The sequence below is a fragment of the Photobacterium sp. DNB22_13_2 genome, assembly GCF_052873915.1.
Window position 1 is genome coordinate 120,934 of sequence record NZ_JBNNXU010000017.1, and the last position, 15,642, is coordinate 136,575.

The 15,642-nt window shown below is 47.8% G+C and carries 16 protein-coding genes and 2 tRNA genes; 14 read left to right on the top strand and 4 right to left on the bottom strand.

What is annotated here, in order from left to right; all coding sequences use genetic code 11:
- Positions 1-18: 18 nt before the first annotated feature.
- Both ACVA58_RS20900 and pepA read right to left on the bottom strand, forming a co-directional pair.
- The gene (locus ACVA58_RS20900) at positions 19-471 is read right to left on the bottom strand and encodes a DNA polymerase III subunit chi (RefSeq protein WP_428655918.1); all 453 of its coding nucleotides are present in this window, start codon (positions 469-471) and stop codon (positions 19-21) included.
- A 55-nt stretch (positions 472-526) separates the two neighbouring features.
- Entirely contained in the window at positions 527-2,035 is a 1,509-nt protein-coding gene (pepA, locus tag ACVA58_RS20905; RefSeq protein ID WP_446512296.1) for a leucyl aminopeptidase, read from the bottom strand.
- A gap of 196 nt (positions 2,036-2,231) precedes the next feature.
- On the opposite strand from pepA, the gene lptF reads away from it, so the two are divergent.
- Together lptF and lptG are read left to right on the top strand one after the other, a co-directional pair.
- On the top strand, positions 2,232-3,332 hold the full coding sequence (lptF, locus tag ACVA58_RS20910) for an LPS export ABC transporter permease LptF (RefSeq protein WP_446512297.1): 1,101 nt from the start codon (positions 2,232-2,234) through the stop codon (positions 3,330-3,332).
- Positions 3,332-4,402: an LPS export ABC transporter permease LptG gene (lptG, locus tag ACVA58_RS20915; protein ID WP_446512298.1), complete on the top strand. Its 1,071-nt coding sequence runs from the start codon at positions 3,332-3,334 to the stop codon at positions 4,400-4,402. Before lptF ends, lptG begins: the two co-directional genes overlap by 1 nt.
- 65 nt (positions 4,403-4,467) lie before the next feature.
- Here the strand turns inward: lptG and ACVA58_RS20920 are convergent, their stop codons facing one another.
- Positions 4,468-4,962 (bottom strand): RDD family protein, encoded by a 495-nt coding sequence (locus tag ACVA58_RS20920; RefSeq protein WP_446512299.1) that lies wholly within the window; start codon positions 4,960-4,962, stop codon positions 4,468-4,470.
- Between the two features lie 225 nt (positions 4,963-5,187).
- Here ACVA58_RS20920 and ACVA58_RS20925 point away from each other — a divergent pair, with 225 nt between their 5' ends.
- From ACVA58_RS20925 to ACVA58_RS20935, 3 genes are all read left to right on the top strand, one after another.
- Positions 5,188-5,394 carry a hypothetical protein gene (locus ACVA58_RS20925; RefSeq protein WP_446512300.1) on the top strand — a complete coding sequence of 69 codons (207 nt, stop codon included), beginning with the start codon at positions 5,188-5,190 and terminating at the stop codon, positions 5,392-5,394.
- A complete protein-coding gene (locus tag ACVA58_RS20930; RefSeq protein ID WP_446512301.1) occupies positions 5,394-5,747 on the top strand; it encodes a hypothetical protein in 354 nt (117 codons plus the stop codon). Before ACVA58_RS20925 ends, ACVA58_RS20930 begins: the two co-directional genes overlap by 1 nt.
- A 109-nt stretch (positions 5,748-5,856) precedes the next feature.
- A tRNA-Leu gene (locus ACVA58_RS20935) sits at positions 5,857-5,942 on the top strand.
- Between the two features lie 69 nt (positions 5,943-6,011).
- On the opposite strand, the gene ACVA58_RS20940 is transcribed toward ACVA58_RS20935, so the two are convergent.
- A complete protein-coding gene (locus tag ACVA58_RS20940) occupies positions 6,012-7,298 on the bottom strand; it encodes a carbohydrate-binding protein (RefSeq protein WP_446512302.1) in 1,287 nt (428 codons plus the stop codon).
- A 405-nt stretch (positions 7,299-7,703) separates the two neighbouring features.
- Between ACVA58_RS20940 and ACVA58_RS20945 the strand changes: the two genes are divergently transcribed.
- From ACVA58_RS20945 to ACVA58_RS20985, 9 genes are all read left to right on the top strand, one after another.
- On the top strand, positions 7,704-8,012 hold the full coding sequence (locus ACVA58_RS20945) for a PTS sugar transporter subunit IIB (RefSeq protein ID WP_446512303.1): 309 nt from the start codon (positions 7,704-7,706) through the stop codon (positions 8,010-8,012).
- Between the two features lie 119 nt (positions 8,013-8,131).
- Positions 8,132-9,460 (top strand): PTS sugar transporter subunit IIC, encoded by a 1,329-nt coding sequence (locus tag ACVA58_RS20950; protein WP_446512304.1) that lies wholly within the window; start codon positions 8,132-8,134, stop codon positions 9,458-9,460.
- A 55-nt stretch (positions 9,461-9,515) separates the two neighbouring features.
- Positions 9,516-9,827, top strand: a complete 312-nt coding sequence (locus ACVA58_RS20955) for a PTS lactose/cellobiose transporter subunit IIA (RefSeq protein ID WP_446512305.1) — start codon at positions 9,516-9,518, stop codon at positions 9,825-9,827.
- 9 nt (positions 9,828-9,836) lie between these two features.
- Complete coding sequence (locus ACVA58_RS20960) at positions 9,837-11,153, top strand: 6-phospho-beta-glucosidase (RefSeq protein WP_446512306.1); 1,317 nt, start codon at positions 9,837-9,839, stop codon at positions 11,151-11,153.
- Between the two features lie 57 nt (positions 11,154-11,210).
- A complete protein-coding gene (gene chbG / locus ACVA58_RS20965; protein ID WP_446512307.1) occupies positions 11,211-11,936 on the top strand; it encodes a chitin disaccharide deacetylase in 726 nt (241 codons plus the stop codon).
- A 247-nt stretch (positions 11,937-12,183) separates the two neighbouring features.
- The gene (locus ACVA58_RS20970; protein WP_446512308.1) at positions 12,184-13,188 is read left to right on the top strand and encodes a LacI family DNA-binding transcriptional regulator; all 1,005 of its coding nucleotides are present in this window, start codon (positions 12,184-12,186) and stop codon (positions 13,186-13,188) included.
- 182 nt (positions 13,189-13,370) lie between these two features.
- A tRNA-Leu gene (locus tag ACVA58_RS20975) sits at positions 13,371-13,456 on the top strand.
- Positions 13,457-13,622: 166 nt separating this feature from the next.
- Positions 13,623-15,053 carry an aminotransferase-like domain-containing protein gene (locus ACVA58_RS20980; protein ID WP_446512309.1) on the top strand — a complete coding sequence of 477 codons (1,431 nt, stop codon included), beginning with the start codon at positions 13,623-13,625 and terminating at the stop codon, positions 15,051-15,053.
- Between the two features lie 97 nt (positions 15,054-15,150).
- A complete protein-coding gene (locus ACVA58_RS20985; RefSeq protein ID WP_446512310.1) occupies positions 15,151-15,369 on the top strand; it encodes a hypothetical protein in 219 nt (72 codons plus the stop codon).
- Positions 15,370-15,642 lie beyond the last annotated feature (273 nt).

A 15,642-nucleotide genomic window follows, 5' to 3' on the forward strand; every position in this document is an offset into this window, starting at 1 on the left:
AGAAGGATCTATGTGGAATTAAGGCGTCGTAGCAGCATTGGCCGTATTGAGCTGGATACCAGCTAGGCGATATTGCTTATAGCGATCGCGTGCCAATTGCTTCAGATTTTCATCGCAAGGGACGAAGTCTATCACTTGTGAGAAGGTAACGGCAAAATTTGGTGCATTTTGCCCCAAATTAATCAGGATCCCGCGCCGTCCGCTGTGGCGCAGTCCGGGCCAGCCAATTTCGACCGGTGAGCCGCCGCGAGGGCCTTCACCAATCAGGTTGTGGGGCACGAAGTTATCAGGATCCAGTTGCCATAAATACTCATCTATTTGTTCTGCTTGCGCTTTGTCGGCTGCCAGCAGGTAGACTTTGTGGCCCTGACGGTAACTCATTGCTGCTTGGTGACAAGCAAAATGCAGTTGGAATTCGTTATCCTCGGCATATTGCTCTTCACTGATTATATAAAAAGTAGCATGAGTCATGGCGTTTTCTCTATAAACGAAGGGGGCCGTTTGGCCCCCCTCTTAAGCGTCAATGTTACTCGACGTTTTCAAGGCCGGCTCGATTGAGCAGGAACTGGACCAACAATGGGACCGGACGGCCGGTTGCCCCTTTTGCTTTGCCACCGACCCATGCGGTACCGGCGATATCAAGGTGTGCCCAGTTGTACTTCTTCGTAAAGCGAGACAAGAAGCAACCTGCTGTGATGGTACCCGCACCTGGTGAGCCAAGGTTTGCCATATCGGCAAACGGGCTGGCCAGTTGCTCTTGGTACTCGTCGTTCATTGGTAGGCGCCACGCACGGTCACCAGCTTGCTCGGACGCGTTGATCAGCTCATGAGCTAGCGGATTGTGGTTTGAAAGCAAGCCACTGATATGGTTGCCTAGTGCTACAACACAGGCTCCGGTCAGTGTCGCTACATCGACCACGCACTCTGGCTCAAAACGTTCAACATAAGTCAGTGCGTCACACAGAACCAGGCGGCCCTCAGCATCAGTGTTCAATACTTCTACGGTCTGGCCTGACATCGTTGTTAGGATGTCACCCGGACGGTAGGCACCGCCGCCAGGCATGTTTTCACAGCCTGCAAGGATTCCCACAACATTGATTGGTAGGTTCAGTTTTGCCAGCGCTTTCATGGCACCGAAGACGGTTGCTGCACCGCACATGTCATATTTCATCTCATCCATCTGGGCTGATGGCTTGATAGAGATACCGCCGGAATCGAATGTCAGGCCTTTACCGATCAGGACAATTGGCTTAGTGCTTGATTCAGGGTTACCCTTGTATTCAATCACCGACATCATGGCTTCGTTCTTCGAACCTTGGCCTACCGCTAGGTAAGAAGTCATGCCTAGCTCTTTCATCTCCTGTTCACCAATGATCTTGGTGCTGACAGTGTCAAAGTCATCGGCCAGTCGGCGGGCTTGAGAGGCTAAGTAAGCTGGGTTAGCAACGTTTGGTGGCATGTTGCCCAGATCTTTACCCGCTTTGACGCCCGAAGCGACAGCTAGGCCGTGTGAAATAGCGCGTTCGCCCAAAGATAATTCACGGCGAGTTGGCACATTAAATACCAGCTTGCGCAATGGACGACGGGTTTCTGGTTTGTTGCTCTTGAACTGGTCGAAGGTGTACAGGCTATCCTTAGTCGTTTCAACGGCCTGGCGGACCTTCCAATAGGTGTCACGTCCCTTAACGTGCAGCTCGGTCAGGAAGCATACCGCTTCCATAGAACCCGTTTCGTTTAGAGTGCTGATCGTTTTTTTGATGATTTGCTTGTATTGGCGTTCATCAAGTTCGCGCTCTTTACCACAACCAACCAGTAATACACGCTCTGAAAGTACGTTTGGTACATGGTGAAGTAGAAGCATTTGGCCTGGCTTGCCTTCTAGATCGCCGCGGCGAAGCAGCGAGCTGATATAGCCATCACTAATTTTGTCGAGCTGTTCGGCAATGGGAGAAAGGCGACGTGGTTCAAATACCCCAACGACAATACAGGCACTGCGCTGTTTCTCGGGGCTACCACTTTTTACACTGAACTCCATGCGTACTCCTACATCCTAATAAAGACAATTAAAGCTAAATGTTAGATAATGCCGCACTTATGTTGCTGGACCCTAATTTCGGTATAGGATTAAAGTGCAGGTTAACAATTAGCCGAAAGATTAAAAAAATAACTGATTAACCGAAAAATTATAGTGATTCCAGTAAAAAAACAAGTTTTCTATGGGTAATTAAAGCGTGATTATTGTTCGGTATTTGACGCGTGAGACATTAAAAAGCCAATTTGCAGTTCTTTTTGTCCTTTTTCTTGTCTTTATCAGTCAGAAATTTATTCGCATTCTAGCTGATGCAACAGAGGGTTCCATCCCGAGTGATTTGATCGTGACCTTGCTCGGTTTATACATGCCATCTATGGCTTTGTTGATGTTGCCGCTGAGTTTGTACATTGGCATTTTGCTGACTTTCGGCCGTTTATACGCTGAAAGTGAAATTACGGTGATGAATGCCACTGGTATTGGCAACAAGTTCCTGATCCAGGCGGCGCTGTGGCTGGCGATTATTACCGGCGCTTTTGCGGCATTCAATGCGCTGTGGCTCGCCCCTTGGTCGATGGAGAAAACTGAGCAGCTGGTGGAGCAGGTCAAGGCAGACTCAGGTCTCGACTTATTGGTGAAAGGCCAATTCAAATCTGCGCCTGGTGGGCAAGGGGTGGTATTTGTCAACGACATTACCAACAGTGGTAACCGGCTGGATAAAGTGTTCGTAGCCCAGTTGTCTTCCCGAGATACTTTGCGGCCAAGTGTATTGGTTGCTGATCGTGGGTATGTCAGTGAGCTCCCAGATGGACGTCAGGTTCTGGACTTGAAAGAGGGGACTCGTTATGAAGGGCTCCCGACCCGGCTGGATTATTCGATTACTCAGTTTGATGATTACCAAGCCCTGATCGGCCAGCGGGCGGTGCGTGAACAACGTCGTGACTGGGATGCCTTGCCGACACTTGAACTGATGCAACGCTCAGAGCTTGCAGCTAAAGCCGAGTTCCAGTGGCGGATGTCACTGGTATTATGTATTCCTTTGCTGACGATGGTGGTGGTGCCGCTATCTGCAGTGAATCCGCGCCAGGGGCGCTTTGCCAAGTTGGTGCCTGCGGTGTTGATTTATCTGACGTACTTTTTGGCGATCAGTGCGGGAAAATCGGCCATCGAAGACGGCGGCCTACCGTCGTATATCGGCTTGTGGTCAATCAACGGGGTGATCTTTGTGGTAGCAGTGGCCCTGAATAGTTGGGATACCTTAGCGGTACGTAAATTGAGAGAGAAGTTTCGGAGACGCGGTTAATGTTTAAGATTCTGGATTTATACATTGGCCGGACACTGATTTCGACGTCGGCCCTGACATTGTCGACCTTGGTGGGCTTGTCGGCGATCATCAAGTATGTCGAGCAGTTACGTAAAGTAGGTGATGGAACTTACGATTTGTGGAAGGCGTTGGCTTATGTCCTGCTCAGTATCCCTCGTGATATTGAAATGTTCTTTCCGATGGCGGTATTGCTGGGGGCATTGATTGGTCTTGGCATGTTGGCATCAAGCTCTGAGCTGGTCGTTATGCAGGCGGCTGGCTTTTCTAAGCTGGATATTGGTTTGTCGGTGTTGAAAACGGCAGTGCCATTGATGCTGTTGGTGACATTACTTGGCCAGTGGGGGGCTCCTGAAGCCCAGAAGGCAGCCCGTGAGCTACGTGCACTTTGGACATCTGGCGGTAATATCCTTTCTGTCCAAAGCGGAATATGGACCAAGGACGATAATGACTTTATCTATATCGGGCGGGTACATGAACAAAAAGAGTTGCGCGGTATCAATATCTGGCAATTCAACGATAAAGATGAGCTGACTCACTCAACTTTTGCTGAGTCTGCGGATTATGATATTGAGAAAGGGTGGCAACTAAAGGGCGTAACAGTGACGACGCTGGGTAAGGAGCAGCAAGTCAATGAGCAATTAGCACAGATGTATTGGCAGACCACGCTCACGCCGGATAAGCTTGCGGTAGTTACTCTCAAGCCAGAAGAGCTTTCACTGACCGGTGTTTATGACTACAAAAACTATCTAGAGGACTCTAAGCAGGATTCATCGCGATACGCCCTAGCGTTTTGGCGTAAGGCCCTTCAGCCCGTTTCGATTGCGGTAATGATGTTGCTGGCGCTGTCATTTGTGTTTGGCCCGCTGCGCTCGGTTACCATGGGGGCAAGAGTATTGTCTGGGGTGATCTTTGGTTTTGGCTTCTATATTTCAAACGAAGTGTTCGGACCTATGAGTATTGTCTATCGATTGCACCCCATTATCGGGGCACTAGGACCGAGTTTAGTGTTTTTGTTTATCACCATCTACCTGCTTCGCAGAAAGCTATAAAGATTGGAAAAAGAAAAGGCGCCAGTGGCGCCTTTTTTGTGTCTGTTGATCTGTCCTCAATAAGGTTAGTTGACCTTTGGCAGGACAACCATTTCGCAGTCTGCCATGGCATCTTGGAATGATTGATTTGTTTTGCTGAAAGGTGACAATAAGTTGCCCAGCCCAAATGCCGACGTTGCCATACGGATCATCGCTTGGGTTGGGCGAATATTGGAGCCATCTTTATTCTGTATGCGTAACTTCCATGCCCGCATGCCTAATGTTTGTCCAGCCTGGCACCAGAAATAAGTAAAGAAGCCCACAATGACCATGGCCAGATAGCCGGTGTACAGTGCGCCAACTATAGGGTGCTTGGTCATGTAGGCACTGACATCGTCGTAGCCGCTGATATCAACTACCCCGGTGGAGACCAAGATTGCCATTAAACCGATAGCTAGCCCACCCGCGAGCATCAGGACTGCGGCGATAACAAGGCTGTCGTAGAGCCAGGCTGCCAGACGGCGAAAAAGGCTTGGGTATTGTTTGGTGGGATCAACGTCCGGTTGTTTCTTCTTTTTCACAAGGTTATCCAAATTAACGTAGCTTCAATATGTTGCAGGCAGTGTAGCAATATAAGCCGGTTGGGTGAATGGGGCGGATCTTGGAAATGAGAGCCATCCCAGCAGCACTTTTTGCTATCAGCACTATATTTATTGAGTCTGCAGTCCAACGCTTAATAGGGCGAGGAAAAAATAGCAGATGTCCACACGATAGCCTGTTCCGGGGCATTGATATTGAGGAGCAACATGATGGCTGATACCAATGACAATACCACTAACTGGCCTGAACTGGCCGGAGCTCTATATGACAAACTAACAGAGCGGCATGCTGAACTGACCTATGATTTTGATCATGTTGAAATTAGCGTACCAAGTGGTGCTGGTGACAAACCAGACCATTCAGTCTGGAAGGTCAACGGTAGTATTAGCATCCGTGGCCGCAATCTCGACTGATGTTGGAATATGCTGGCGATATTGAAGTGGTGCTCAATGATGATATTGCTCACTTTAATGCACAAGGTTTGCAACTAACTCTGACGATTTCTAGTCCTGAGATGCTATCAGCTCTAATTGGCGTGTATCGGCGTTTGCCAGAGCCTGACATAGTGATGAAGATGCCTTTCATGTTCGATAGACATCAGCTAGTGGTCAATATCCCAAACGGGGGGGCGGTCGTGATTACCCGCCGGCAGAGCTGGGCGCGTAATTGGCTGCCGTACCAATTATCTTTCTCTGGCTTTCTCTGGTGGCTTCGCCATGGTCCGGTTTTTCTCTTTCAGTATTGGCTGGGGGGTAAGCGTCAGTAGAGGGTTACCCCCTATAAGTGCTCACTTTCTCAGCAAACAAATGCCAAAGTAGTGTTTTTGTGTTTTTTTCTATTGCGTTGTAAAGCCATATACGTAGAATGATTCGCATGCCCGGGTGGCGAAATTGGTAGACGCAGCGGATTCAAAATCCGCCGGTGAATAACTGTGCCGGTTCAAGTCCGGCCCCGGGCACCATTTTAAATGACAAAGCCTCGACGAAAGTCGGGGCTTTGTTGTATCTGGGGCTAGTCAATATCAAGCTGACTACAGTTTGCTGAACAGTGTTGGCTCTGTATTCGGCGTCCAGTTTGATTGCGAGATATGGGCGGCGTTGACCACATAACGTGCGCCTTTGTAGGTTACTACGTCACCTTCATTGTAACTGACGTTAAGCGTCCAAATTGTGCGGGGCATGCTATTCACCCAAAGACTCGATGTTGATGACGGAGCCCAGTCTGCCTGCGCTATATGATCAATTATCGCGGTATAAAGGGTGCTGTCAAAGGTGACATAGTCGCCTTTCGCGTAGGACGTGCCTGCAGTCCACTCCGGCGTGTAGTTATCTAGAGTATCGAAGACGTACCCGGCCTTTTTGGCAATCTTAAGGAACTTGCGCAGCTTAGGCAGGTTTTTGGTTGCCCCCATGCCACGCTTACCATCTTCATAGAGGAAGGCGTGGGTCAGCACGATTACTTTGTCGGCATGAAGTGGCGTGCCGCATGGGAAGTTCTGGGTCTTTGAATTAACCGGCTCGATGGTGGTGGGGGCACAGGTATTGACGGCGGCTTCGACATATCCCAAGAAGGCTTCAGCTTCAGTCAGGCTGTTGGCTGGCATGTCGATCCCCCAGTTTTCAGGTGCCCAATCGACATCCCATCCGTGGAACAGGTAATTTTTGTTCGCGAGAATATCAGCAACGCTGATAGATGAGCGGACGCTGTTTGACGGATCTACTGGATTGCAGACATAGCCGGGCTCCCAAGGTTTGTAGTCATCCGAGGTGGCACACAGACCATCCCCCTTGAAATCTTTGGCGACACGCCAGCTGTTGGTATAGGGCAAACGGGCTAGGCTTTCACCTTTGTAATTCGGGTAACTGTTGATATTGGGAATGTATGACTCCAGTACCGTAATATTCATGTCGAACATCGAGGCATCGAAAACAGGATCTTGGTATGAATTGATTTGGTGGTTGCCGGTTGCATTACATTCGGCAGCGCTATTCGGGCTGAATTCCTCGACGCAGTTATGGACCATGTGGTTGTAACTGTGGTTGGCGACGGTATGCCCTGTATCTAAAAGCAGTTGTAGTGCCTCAAGTGCCCGGTCCTCATTCTCGTCCCCAATACCATCAAGGTGCCAACCATTGACGTAGAAAGTGCCTTTTACTCCAGCCTCATTCATGATCTCAACAATAGGGGTAGTGGCATTGACGGTCCCATCGTCAAAGGTCAGATAGATAGTGCCTTTAGGGGCAGCTTGAACTGCCATTGAGGTGGCAAGAATGGTTCCGGAGCACAATACCGCTAGTGTTGGTTTTTTCTGATTCATAGTTACTCGTATATAGTGATTGGTAAATTATAAAATATTACTGATATATATGTAATTAATAACTTGGAAAGCGGATAATTTGTGATTTCGTATTAATTAGCACACCTTTTACTTTTAAAAAAATACACGGTGATATTATTTATGAGAGTCATATCTTGTTTATGTTTTTTTGTTTTTTGTTTTTTCATTTAAACTTGGATTGAGTTATCATTTTAAATTCTTATTTATAATTTTATTTTTAATTATGAGTTTTATTGTTTTTTATTATGTGCCGTTATTTCTAATTTAAGTTGTAATTTGAGAGTTTGTTCACACTCAATGCAACCGGTTGCGCTTTAGTTTTTAAATTTATTTGTTTACACTTTTAATAACGATTGGAAAGCGTGGTAAAAACTGGAGAGAGCGATGAAAAAGATTTTGTTGTGTTGTAGTGCTGGTATGTCAACCAGTATGTTAGTACAGAGAATGGTTAAGGTGGCGAATGAGCGCGGCATCGAATGCCAAATTGAAGCTCAGGCGGTTACAGCTTTTGAGGACGCGATACAAGTGTTTGATGTTTGCTTGCTCGGGCCACAAGTTCGCTTTCAGCTGGAAGAACTGAGGAAGACGGCCAGTAGCTATGGTAAACCGATTGATGCAATCTCACCAATGGCTTACGGAATGATGAAAGGTGAGGAAGTTCTCGATCAGGCTTTGTCATTAATATCCGATTAATCCCTAGCTTAATCAACAGAAATATACTCGGTTGTTTTCACTTAAATTTAAATAAAGGACGCTTTGTTCTCCCTATTTATGTGAGGGTGAAGCTTATATGAATCAAAAGGACTGGTTATATGAAGTTTTATGATAAAGTCATGAACATCGTCGAACAGCATATTGCTCCGTTGGCGGTTAAAGTGGGCACACAAAAACATATTCGCGCAATGCGTGATGGTTTTATTACCGCAATGCCATTTATTATTGTGGGTAGTTTTATTTTAATATTTGCTTTCCCCCCGTTTGCAGAAAATACACAAAATGCTTTTGCCCGAGCCTGGTTGGATTTTGCGAGTAATAACTTCGACCAAATAATGATGCCTTTCAATATGTCGATGGGCATCATGACATTATTTGTGTCACTGGGGGTTGCCTACAGCTTAGCTCGAGCTTATAAGCTCGACGGTATCACCAGTGCGTGTTTGTCACTGATGAGCTTCCTTTTGGTCGCTTCACCTGCTCGAGATGGTGGGCTATCGACGGCACACATGGGAGGAACGGGGATTTTCACGGCTGTCATGTGTGCGTTCTTCTCTGTTGAGCTTTACCGTTTTTTGAAAAAGCACAATGTGACCATTCGGATGCCCGAACAGGTACCGCCGGCGATTGCTCGCTCGTTTGAAATGCTTATCCCTGTCTTGGTTGTGTTTATAACACTTTATCCTCTGAGTCTTTTTGTTCAGGCTCAGTTTGACATGCTGATCCCGGATGCAGTGATGCAGATGTTCAAGCCGTTAGTCAGTGCTTCAAACTCCTTACCTGCGATTATTGGTGCGCTGTTGTTATCTCAGCTGTTGTGGTTTGCCGGTATTCACGGTGCCGCCATTGTCGTTGGTTTGCTGTCGCCAATCTTCCTGACTAACATTGGGGCAAATATCGAGGCGTTTGTTGCCGGTGAGCCAATCCCAAATATCTTTACTCAACCTTTCTGGGATTTCTATATCTTCATCGGTGGCTCAGGGGCAACCCTTGCGCTGGCTATCCTGATGGCGTTTAGCCGCTCAGCTCACCTGCGTAGTCTAGGCCGAATGAGTGCTGTTCCAGGTTTTTTCCAAATCAACGAGCCGATCATTTTCGGTGCACCGTTGGTACTTAACCCAACCTTGTTTATTCCGTTTGTGTTCGCGCCTATTTTCAATGCAGTTGTCGCTTATACCGCAGTACACATGGGCTTTGTCGGAATGGGTGTTGCCACAACGCCATGGACAACACCGGCGATAATCGGTGCTTCGTGGGGGAGTGGATGGACGCTAGCTCCGGTATTGCTGGTTGTAGCGCTCATAGTTGTTGACCTGTTTATCTACTTACCGTTCTTCAAGATATTTGAAAAGCAACTGCTTGCTCAAGAGGGTGAAAGCGCTGCGGTCCAAGAGAAGGCTCCCGAGGGGCAAGGTGTCACCGCCTAATCTTTACCGGGTTGCGGGAAAGCCGCAGCCCTGATTTTATTAAGGAGAGATACAAATGGATCAAGAAGCGGTAGTGATGAACATCATCGTCAATGCAGGCGAGGCACGGAGCTTGTGTTTTGAGGCATTGTCACTAGCAAAAAAACAAGAGTTGGCCCAAGCCCGTGAGTTGTTAAAACAGGCTAAAGCATGTCTGAATCAGGCTCACCTCACCCAGACCCAGCTTATCGAAGCTGACGAAGGAGAGGGCAAGGTGAAGATGACCTTAGTGATGGTTCACGCCCAAGATCACTTGATGACAACCATTCTTGCGCATGAGATGGCCACGGAGATGGTGTCCTTGCATGAAAGGTTGTCTGAAAAATAAGGAATGATTATGACGAAACCATCACTCAAGCTTGCGATCATCGGCGGGGGAAGTAGCTATACGCCTGAGTTGGTCGAAGGTGTGCTAAAGCGACTAGACAGTCTTCCGGTAACGGAGATGCATTTTGTAGACATTGAAGCTGGAAGGGAGAAATTGGAGATCATCGAGGCGCTTACTCGAAGAATGGTCGAAAAATCAGGTGCTAAAATTACGATCCGGGCATCCTTGGATCGCCGCGTTGCAATAAAAGATGCTGATTTTGTGATGACCCAGTTCCGGGTTGGTGGTTTGCAGGCCCGTGCGAACGATGAGCGAATTCCCCTTAAGTATGATGTCATCGGGCAGGAAACAACAGGACCGGGGGGATTTGCCAAAGCACTTAGAACGATCCCCGTGATTTTGGATATTTGCCGAGATATTGAAGAGTTGGCCCCCAATGCATGGATGCTTAATTTCACCAACCCTGCGGGGCTGGTGACAGAGGCGATTCATAAACACACCGATGTGAAATCGATAGGGCTTTGCAATGTTCCCGTTTCAATGAAAATGATGATAGCGGAGATCATGAAGTGCGCGCCAGAGAGGTTGTCGTTGGAGTGTGCTGGGCTAAACCATTTGGTATGGGCGCATCGTGCTTGGCTTGACGGAAAAGACATTACTGCCGAAGTGTTAGACAAAATTGGTGATGGTGCAAATTTCAGTATGAGCAATATATTTGAAGAGCCGTGGGATCCTGATTTTTTGAAAGCGCTGGGGGCTATTCCATGTCCGTACCACCGATATTTTTATCAGACTGATGCGATGCTGGCTGAAGAAAAAGAGACTGCGCTCAGCGGCGGGACACGGGCCGAGCAAGTCCAGGAAACCGAAGCCGAGTTGTTCGAGCTATATAAAAACACCGCGCTTGACCATAAACCGGAACTGCTTGAAAAGCGTGGCGGTGCTTATTATTCCGATGCGTCTTTGAACTTGGTTGATGCCATTTATAATAATCTCAATACCATTCATGTCATCAATGTGCGCAATAACGGCACTATATCAAACCTGCCGGATGATGCGGTGATCGAATGCAGTGCCGTGGTGGGGGGATGGGGTGCGCGTCCGTTGGCTGTTGGGACATTGAGCCCGGCTGTGAGTGGTTTGGTGCACCAAGTCAAAGCTTATGAGCAGCTGACGATCGAGGCTGCGGTTGATGGAGACTATGACAAGGCATTGATGGCGCTGGCGAGTAACCCTCTGGTTCCGGATATTACACGGGCGAAAGCGATACTTGATGATACGCTACGGGTGAATCACGATTATTTACCGAATTTTGCGGCACGCTAACTAATACCGGTGCAGCGTGGAGGTGTACCGTGTTGTATCGGGGGTAGGAGGACAACGATGCATGTAATATTTAATGCAGATGATTTTGGTTTGACCCGGGGCGTCAACCTGGGGATTGCTGATGCGTGCCATAACGGGGTGGTACGATCGACAACGATGATGGTTGGCATGTCAGCGGAGAAGCATGCAACTCAAGTTGCGACCAGCACCCCTTTGCTGGCGGTAGGGGTGCATTTACGTTTTACTGCTGGCGCACCATTAACCGCCCCTTCCTGCCTCGTGGGGAGGAACGGTCAGTTTCTAACTAAAGAAGAGCTCTGGCTCAGGCCTGATTTTAATGAGCAGCAGGTAGCCGACGAAGTAGTGGCGCAAATTGAGTGTTTCTTAGCAACAGGCTTACCGCTTAGCCATGTTGACAGTCATCACCATGCGCATATGCACCCTAAGCTATTACCGATTATCAACGAAGTGGTTAGCAGCTACCGAGTTCCGCTTAGAGCTTGTCGCTCGTTCAGTGGGCAACGTTATGTCTTTAGCAAGGATTTTTACAGCGAAACGCCGAATCTGGATGATCTGCTAGCGATTATTGGACAGCAGCGTGGTCAGTGCGAAGTACTTGAGATCATGTGTCATCCGGGCATTGTTGATCCATCTCTTATCGAATTGAGTGGCTACGCGCAACCAAGGGCTAAGGAGTTAGAGATCCTTACGGACAATAGGCTGGGCGAGACGCTGGATAAATGGGGGGTTATCGTCAGTAATTTTCAGGTGCTGAAAATATAAATTATTGTTGTGGAGCTGGGGTTTAACGGAGCAATTAAAATAGCAGGTGCCAGTAGTGCATTCTTCCCCCTTTTATTTTATCCGATGTATTCTACTGGTAACCTGCTATCTCTTTCGTTATAGAGCAGAACTTCTTACGAATACTTCATGTACATATCAGATCAATTTATAGTCGACCTTTAGCTGGCAAGGTACTCCAAGTTCAGTGCGGTAGGGTAAATAGGGTGAAGAAGGAAGCAGAACCGTTATGGCAAGTATAAAGGACGTAGCATTATTGGCGGGTGTCCACCGTTCGACGGTATCTCGGATCATTAATGGTGAAGGAACATTTCGTTCGGACACAAAGAGAAAAGTCGAGCAGGCAATGGCGGAGCTGAATTATCGTCCAAGTGCGATTGCGCGTTCGTTGGCGACGGCATCGTCGAATATGACCGGGTTGTTGGTTACGTATTACACCGGTGGATTCTTTGGCCAGATGATGGAGCAAGTTCAGGCAGAATTGGATCGCCATAATAAGTTTTTAATTACGGCACAAGGCCATCACTGCGCGGAAGGAGAGCGAGAAGCTATTAGGCGCTTTCACGCTCTTCGGTGCGAAGGGTATGTGCTCAACAGTCGCTTTCTCAGTGATGATGAGCTAAGACTGCTGGCGCAGGAGGCTACACCATTCGTATTGCTGGATCGTTTTGTCGAAGGCTTGGAGTCTCGCTGTATTACTTTTGATCACCAGCAGGCGGCTCGGATGGCTGTTAATCATTTGGTTGATCAAGGCCACCACGATATCGCCTGTATTTCAGGCCCATTAAGTCGTTCAAGTAGCCATTTGCGCTTTCAAGGCTACACCCAAGCACTCCAGGAAGCCGGTATAATCTATGATCCAGATCTTTGTGCGGAGGGTATGTATTGTAGAAAGAGCGGATACAAAGCTGCAAGGCAGCTTTATCACTCAGCCTCGTCGATGACGGCACTATTTTCGTGTAGTGAAGAGATGATGCAGGGGGCGCTGCAATTTTTCCATGAACACAATGTGTCGATCCCCGGGCAGTTATCTTTGATCAGTTTTGATAGCATTGATTTGTGTGATGCCCTCTACCCTCAGGTATCGTCAGTTCACTTCCCGATCAGCCAGATGGCACAAACCGCAGTTGAGTTGCTGATGAGCCAGATTAACCAAGCAGAGAACAACATTACGCGGCATTTCTTGCCCGAACTTCGGCTACGTAGCAGCGTAAATGCTCCTGCACATGCTTAGGCTTTAGCTCAAGTCTCACTGTGAGAGTTAGGCGATGTCTGAAATTTCAAGGTCAAAAGGGATGCGGGGTGTTGGCAATGTGAACGGATTGGCTGCGTGCTGTTCGCTTAATGCCTGTTTTTATTATAGATAGCAAAAAACAATTGTATATCAGTCTTATATACGTATAATGAGCCGCATCTGCCCGGGTGGCGAAATTGGTAGACGCAGCGGATTCAAAATCCGCCGGTGAATAACTGTGCCGGTTCAAGTCCGGCCCCGGGCACCATTTTCAAATGACAAAGCCTCGACGAAAGTCGGGGCTTTGTTGTATCTGCGTATCAGCTCTTTTTTCGGTCACCATTGCCTGCCTCTCAGATCTTGCTATTCAAGCTGTCTCATTATCTAAGTTCTTTTATAGTACCAGTCCTTATTCGAGCGACTCGGGAATAACTATGCGATCAGAAAGTGAGCCAAACCGGGTGACAGATGTTGTCGAGTTGATTAAACAGCAAGTCAGCCAACGAGTGTGGTTACCGGGCGATCGGATCCCATCTATTCGCAAAATGAGCCAGCTGCAGTCAATCAGTCCGATGACCGTCATGAAAGCTTATGATCTGTTGGAGCTCGACGGTTGGATCTATGTGAAACCACAAAGCGGCTATTATGTCTCAGCCCACTTCAACCAACTCAAAGCCACACCGCAGCTTCAGCCGCAAATTGTAAATCAGTCGATTAGAATCAACCGCCATGTCTTTGATGTGATGAAGGCGATCAAACAGCCGGATGTGGTCCCATTCGGCTCTGCTTTCCCCGATCCTTCTTTGTTTCCACACTCTACCTTGGGGCGGCTGTTGAGCCGGGTTGTTAAAACGATGCCCAGTCACAGCGGGATCACCGATTTATCACCGGGTTGTTTGGCATTACGCCGAGCGATTAGTCAGCGATATGCCAAAATCGGAGTTGCGGTCAGTGCGGAGCAGATTGTCGTGACCTCTGGGGCAACAGAAGCCTTGGGGCTTGGCTTATCTGCCATAACTAAACCAGGAGATATGGTAGCGATTGAGTCCCCGGTATTTTATGGCGCGTTGCAGGCGGTAGAGCGGCTTCATTTGAAGGCGATAGAGATCCCGGCTTGTCCACGGCAAGGGATTAACATTGAAGCACTCTCGAGTTGTATTGAACATTACCCAATAAAAGCCTGCTGGTTAATGAGCAATTTTCAAAATCCGACCGGTGCCAGCCTTTCCCCCGATAGACAACGTGGGCTTTATGATCTGCTCGCGGCACACAACATTGCCATAATCGAGGATGATGTTTACGGCGAGCTGTATTACGGTCCTGAGAAGCCAGTGTCTCTCAAGTCGATAGATAGTGAGGGAATAGTGATCCATTGTTCATCATTTTCCAAATCTCTCGCACCGGGGTTTCGTGTTGGTTGGACATTGGCTGGGCGTTTCACTCAGCAGGTTGCTGAGCTGCAGTTCATGTCGACACTCTCTGCACCTGTTCCTAATCAGCATGCGATTACTAGCTATATTAAGGGAGGGGCTTATGACGGCCATCTTCGGCAATTACGCCGTACACTGGAAGATCGCCAACGGCAGATGCGAGAAGCTATACTGTGTTTGTTTCCATCAGGTACCAAGGTAACTACACCAAATGGTGGTTACTTTCTCTGGGTAGTACTACCGTTTAATACCGATAGTGCGGCATTACTCCCTATATTGCTTGAGCAATACCGGATCAGCATTGCTCCCGGTACTTTGTTTTCTTCTGATGACCAATATAGACATTGCATGCGTTTCAATTGTAGCTACCCACTTACCCCTGAGTACTTCGAAGCCCTTCGCTGTGTTGCTCAACAGATAAGTCTCAATACTTAATAAACTGTTTGTCCATTTTGAGGTTTAACTGTTCTACCCACTATCGATAATTCTCCTGTTCAATGACGAGATATGGATCATTGAAAGGAGAAAGAGCATGGAGTGGAAATGTGATAGGGCAGAGTTGAGGCTATTGGGAGTTGCTTTAGGTTGTGCCTTGCTATTGGTGTTTGGACACCTAATCCTAGCTAAGCAGCTCATACAGTACGCTTGGGTTGAGTATACTGCGGCGGCTATACCTTTCTTATTATTTGGTATTGCGGCCTGGGCAATACGCTATGCCATAAGACTGGAGCAGGATAAGCAGTCTTCGTAAGCGGCCAAACTATTGCTCAATGCACTGCTGTGTCGGCAAATTATGCGTAAAACAGAAGGTTTGTCTGTTTATTGAACGCTTGGTTAATTAAAATGAAATAATTGCATGTTCGCTATTGCCAATGTGATCGAACTCTCTATAATGCGACCTCACTGACACGGAGCACGGCAACTTAAGCCGCTAACCAATCAGTATCGTTCTTTAACAATTTGACCATGCAATCTGTGTGGGCACTCGTGAAATGATAGTCAACAAAAGAATTATCAATGAAAC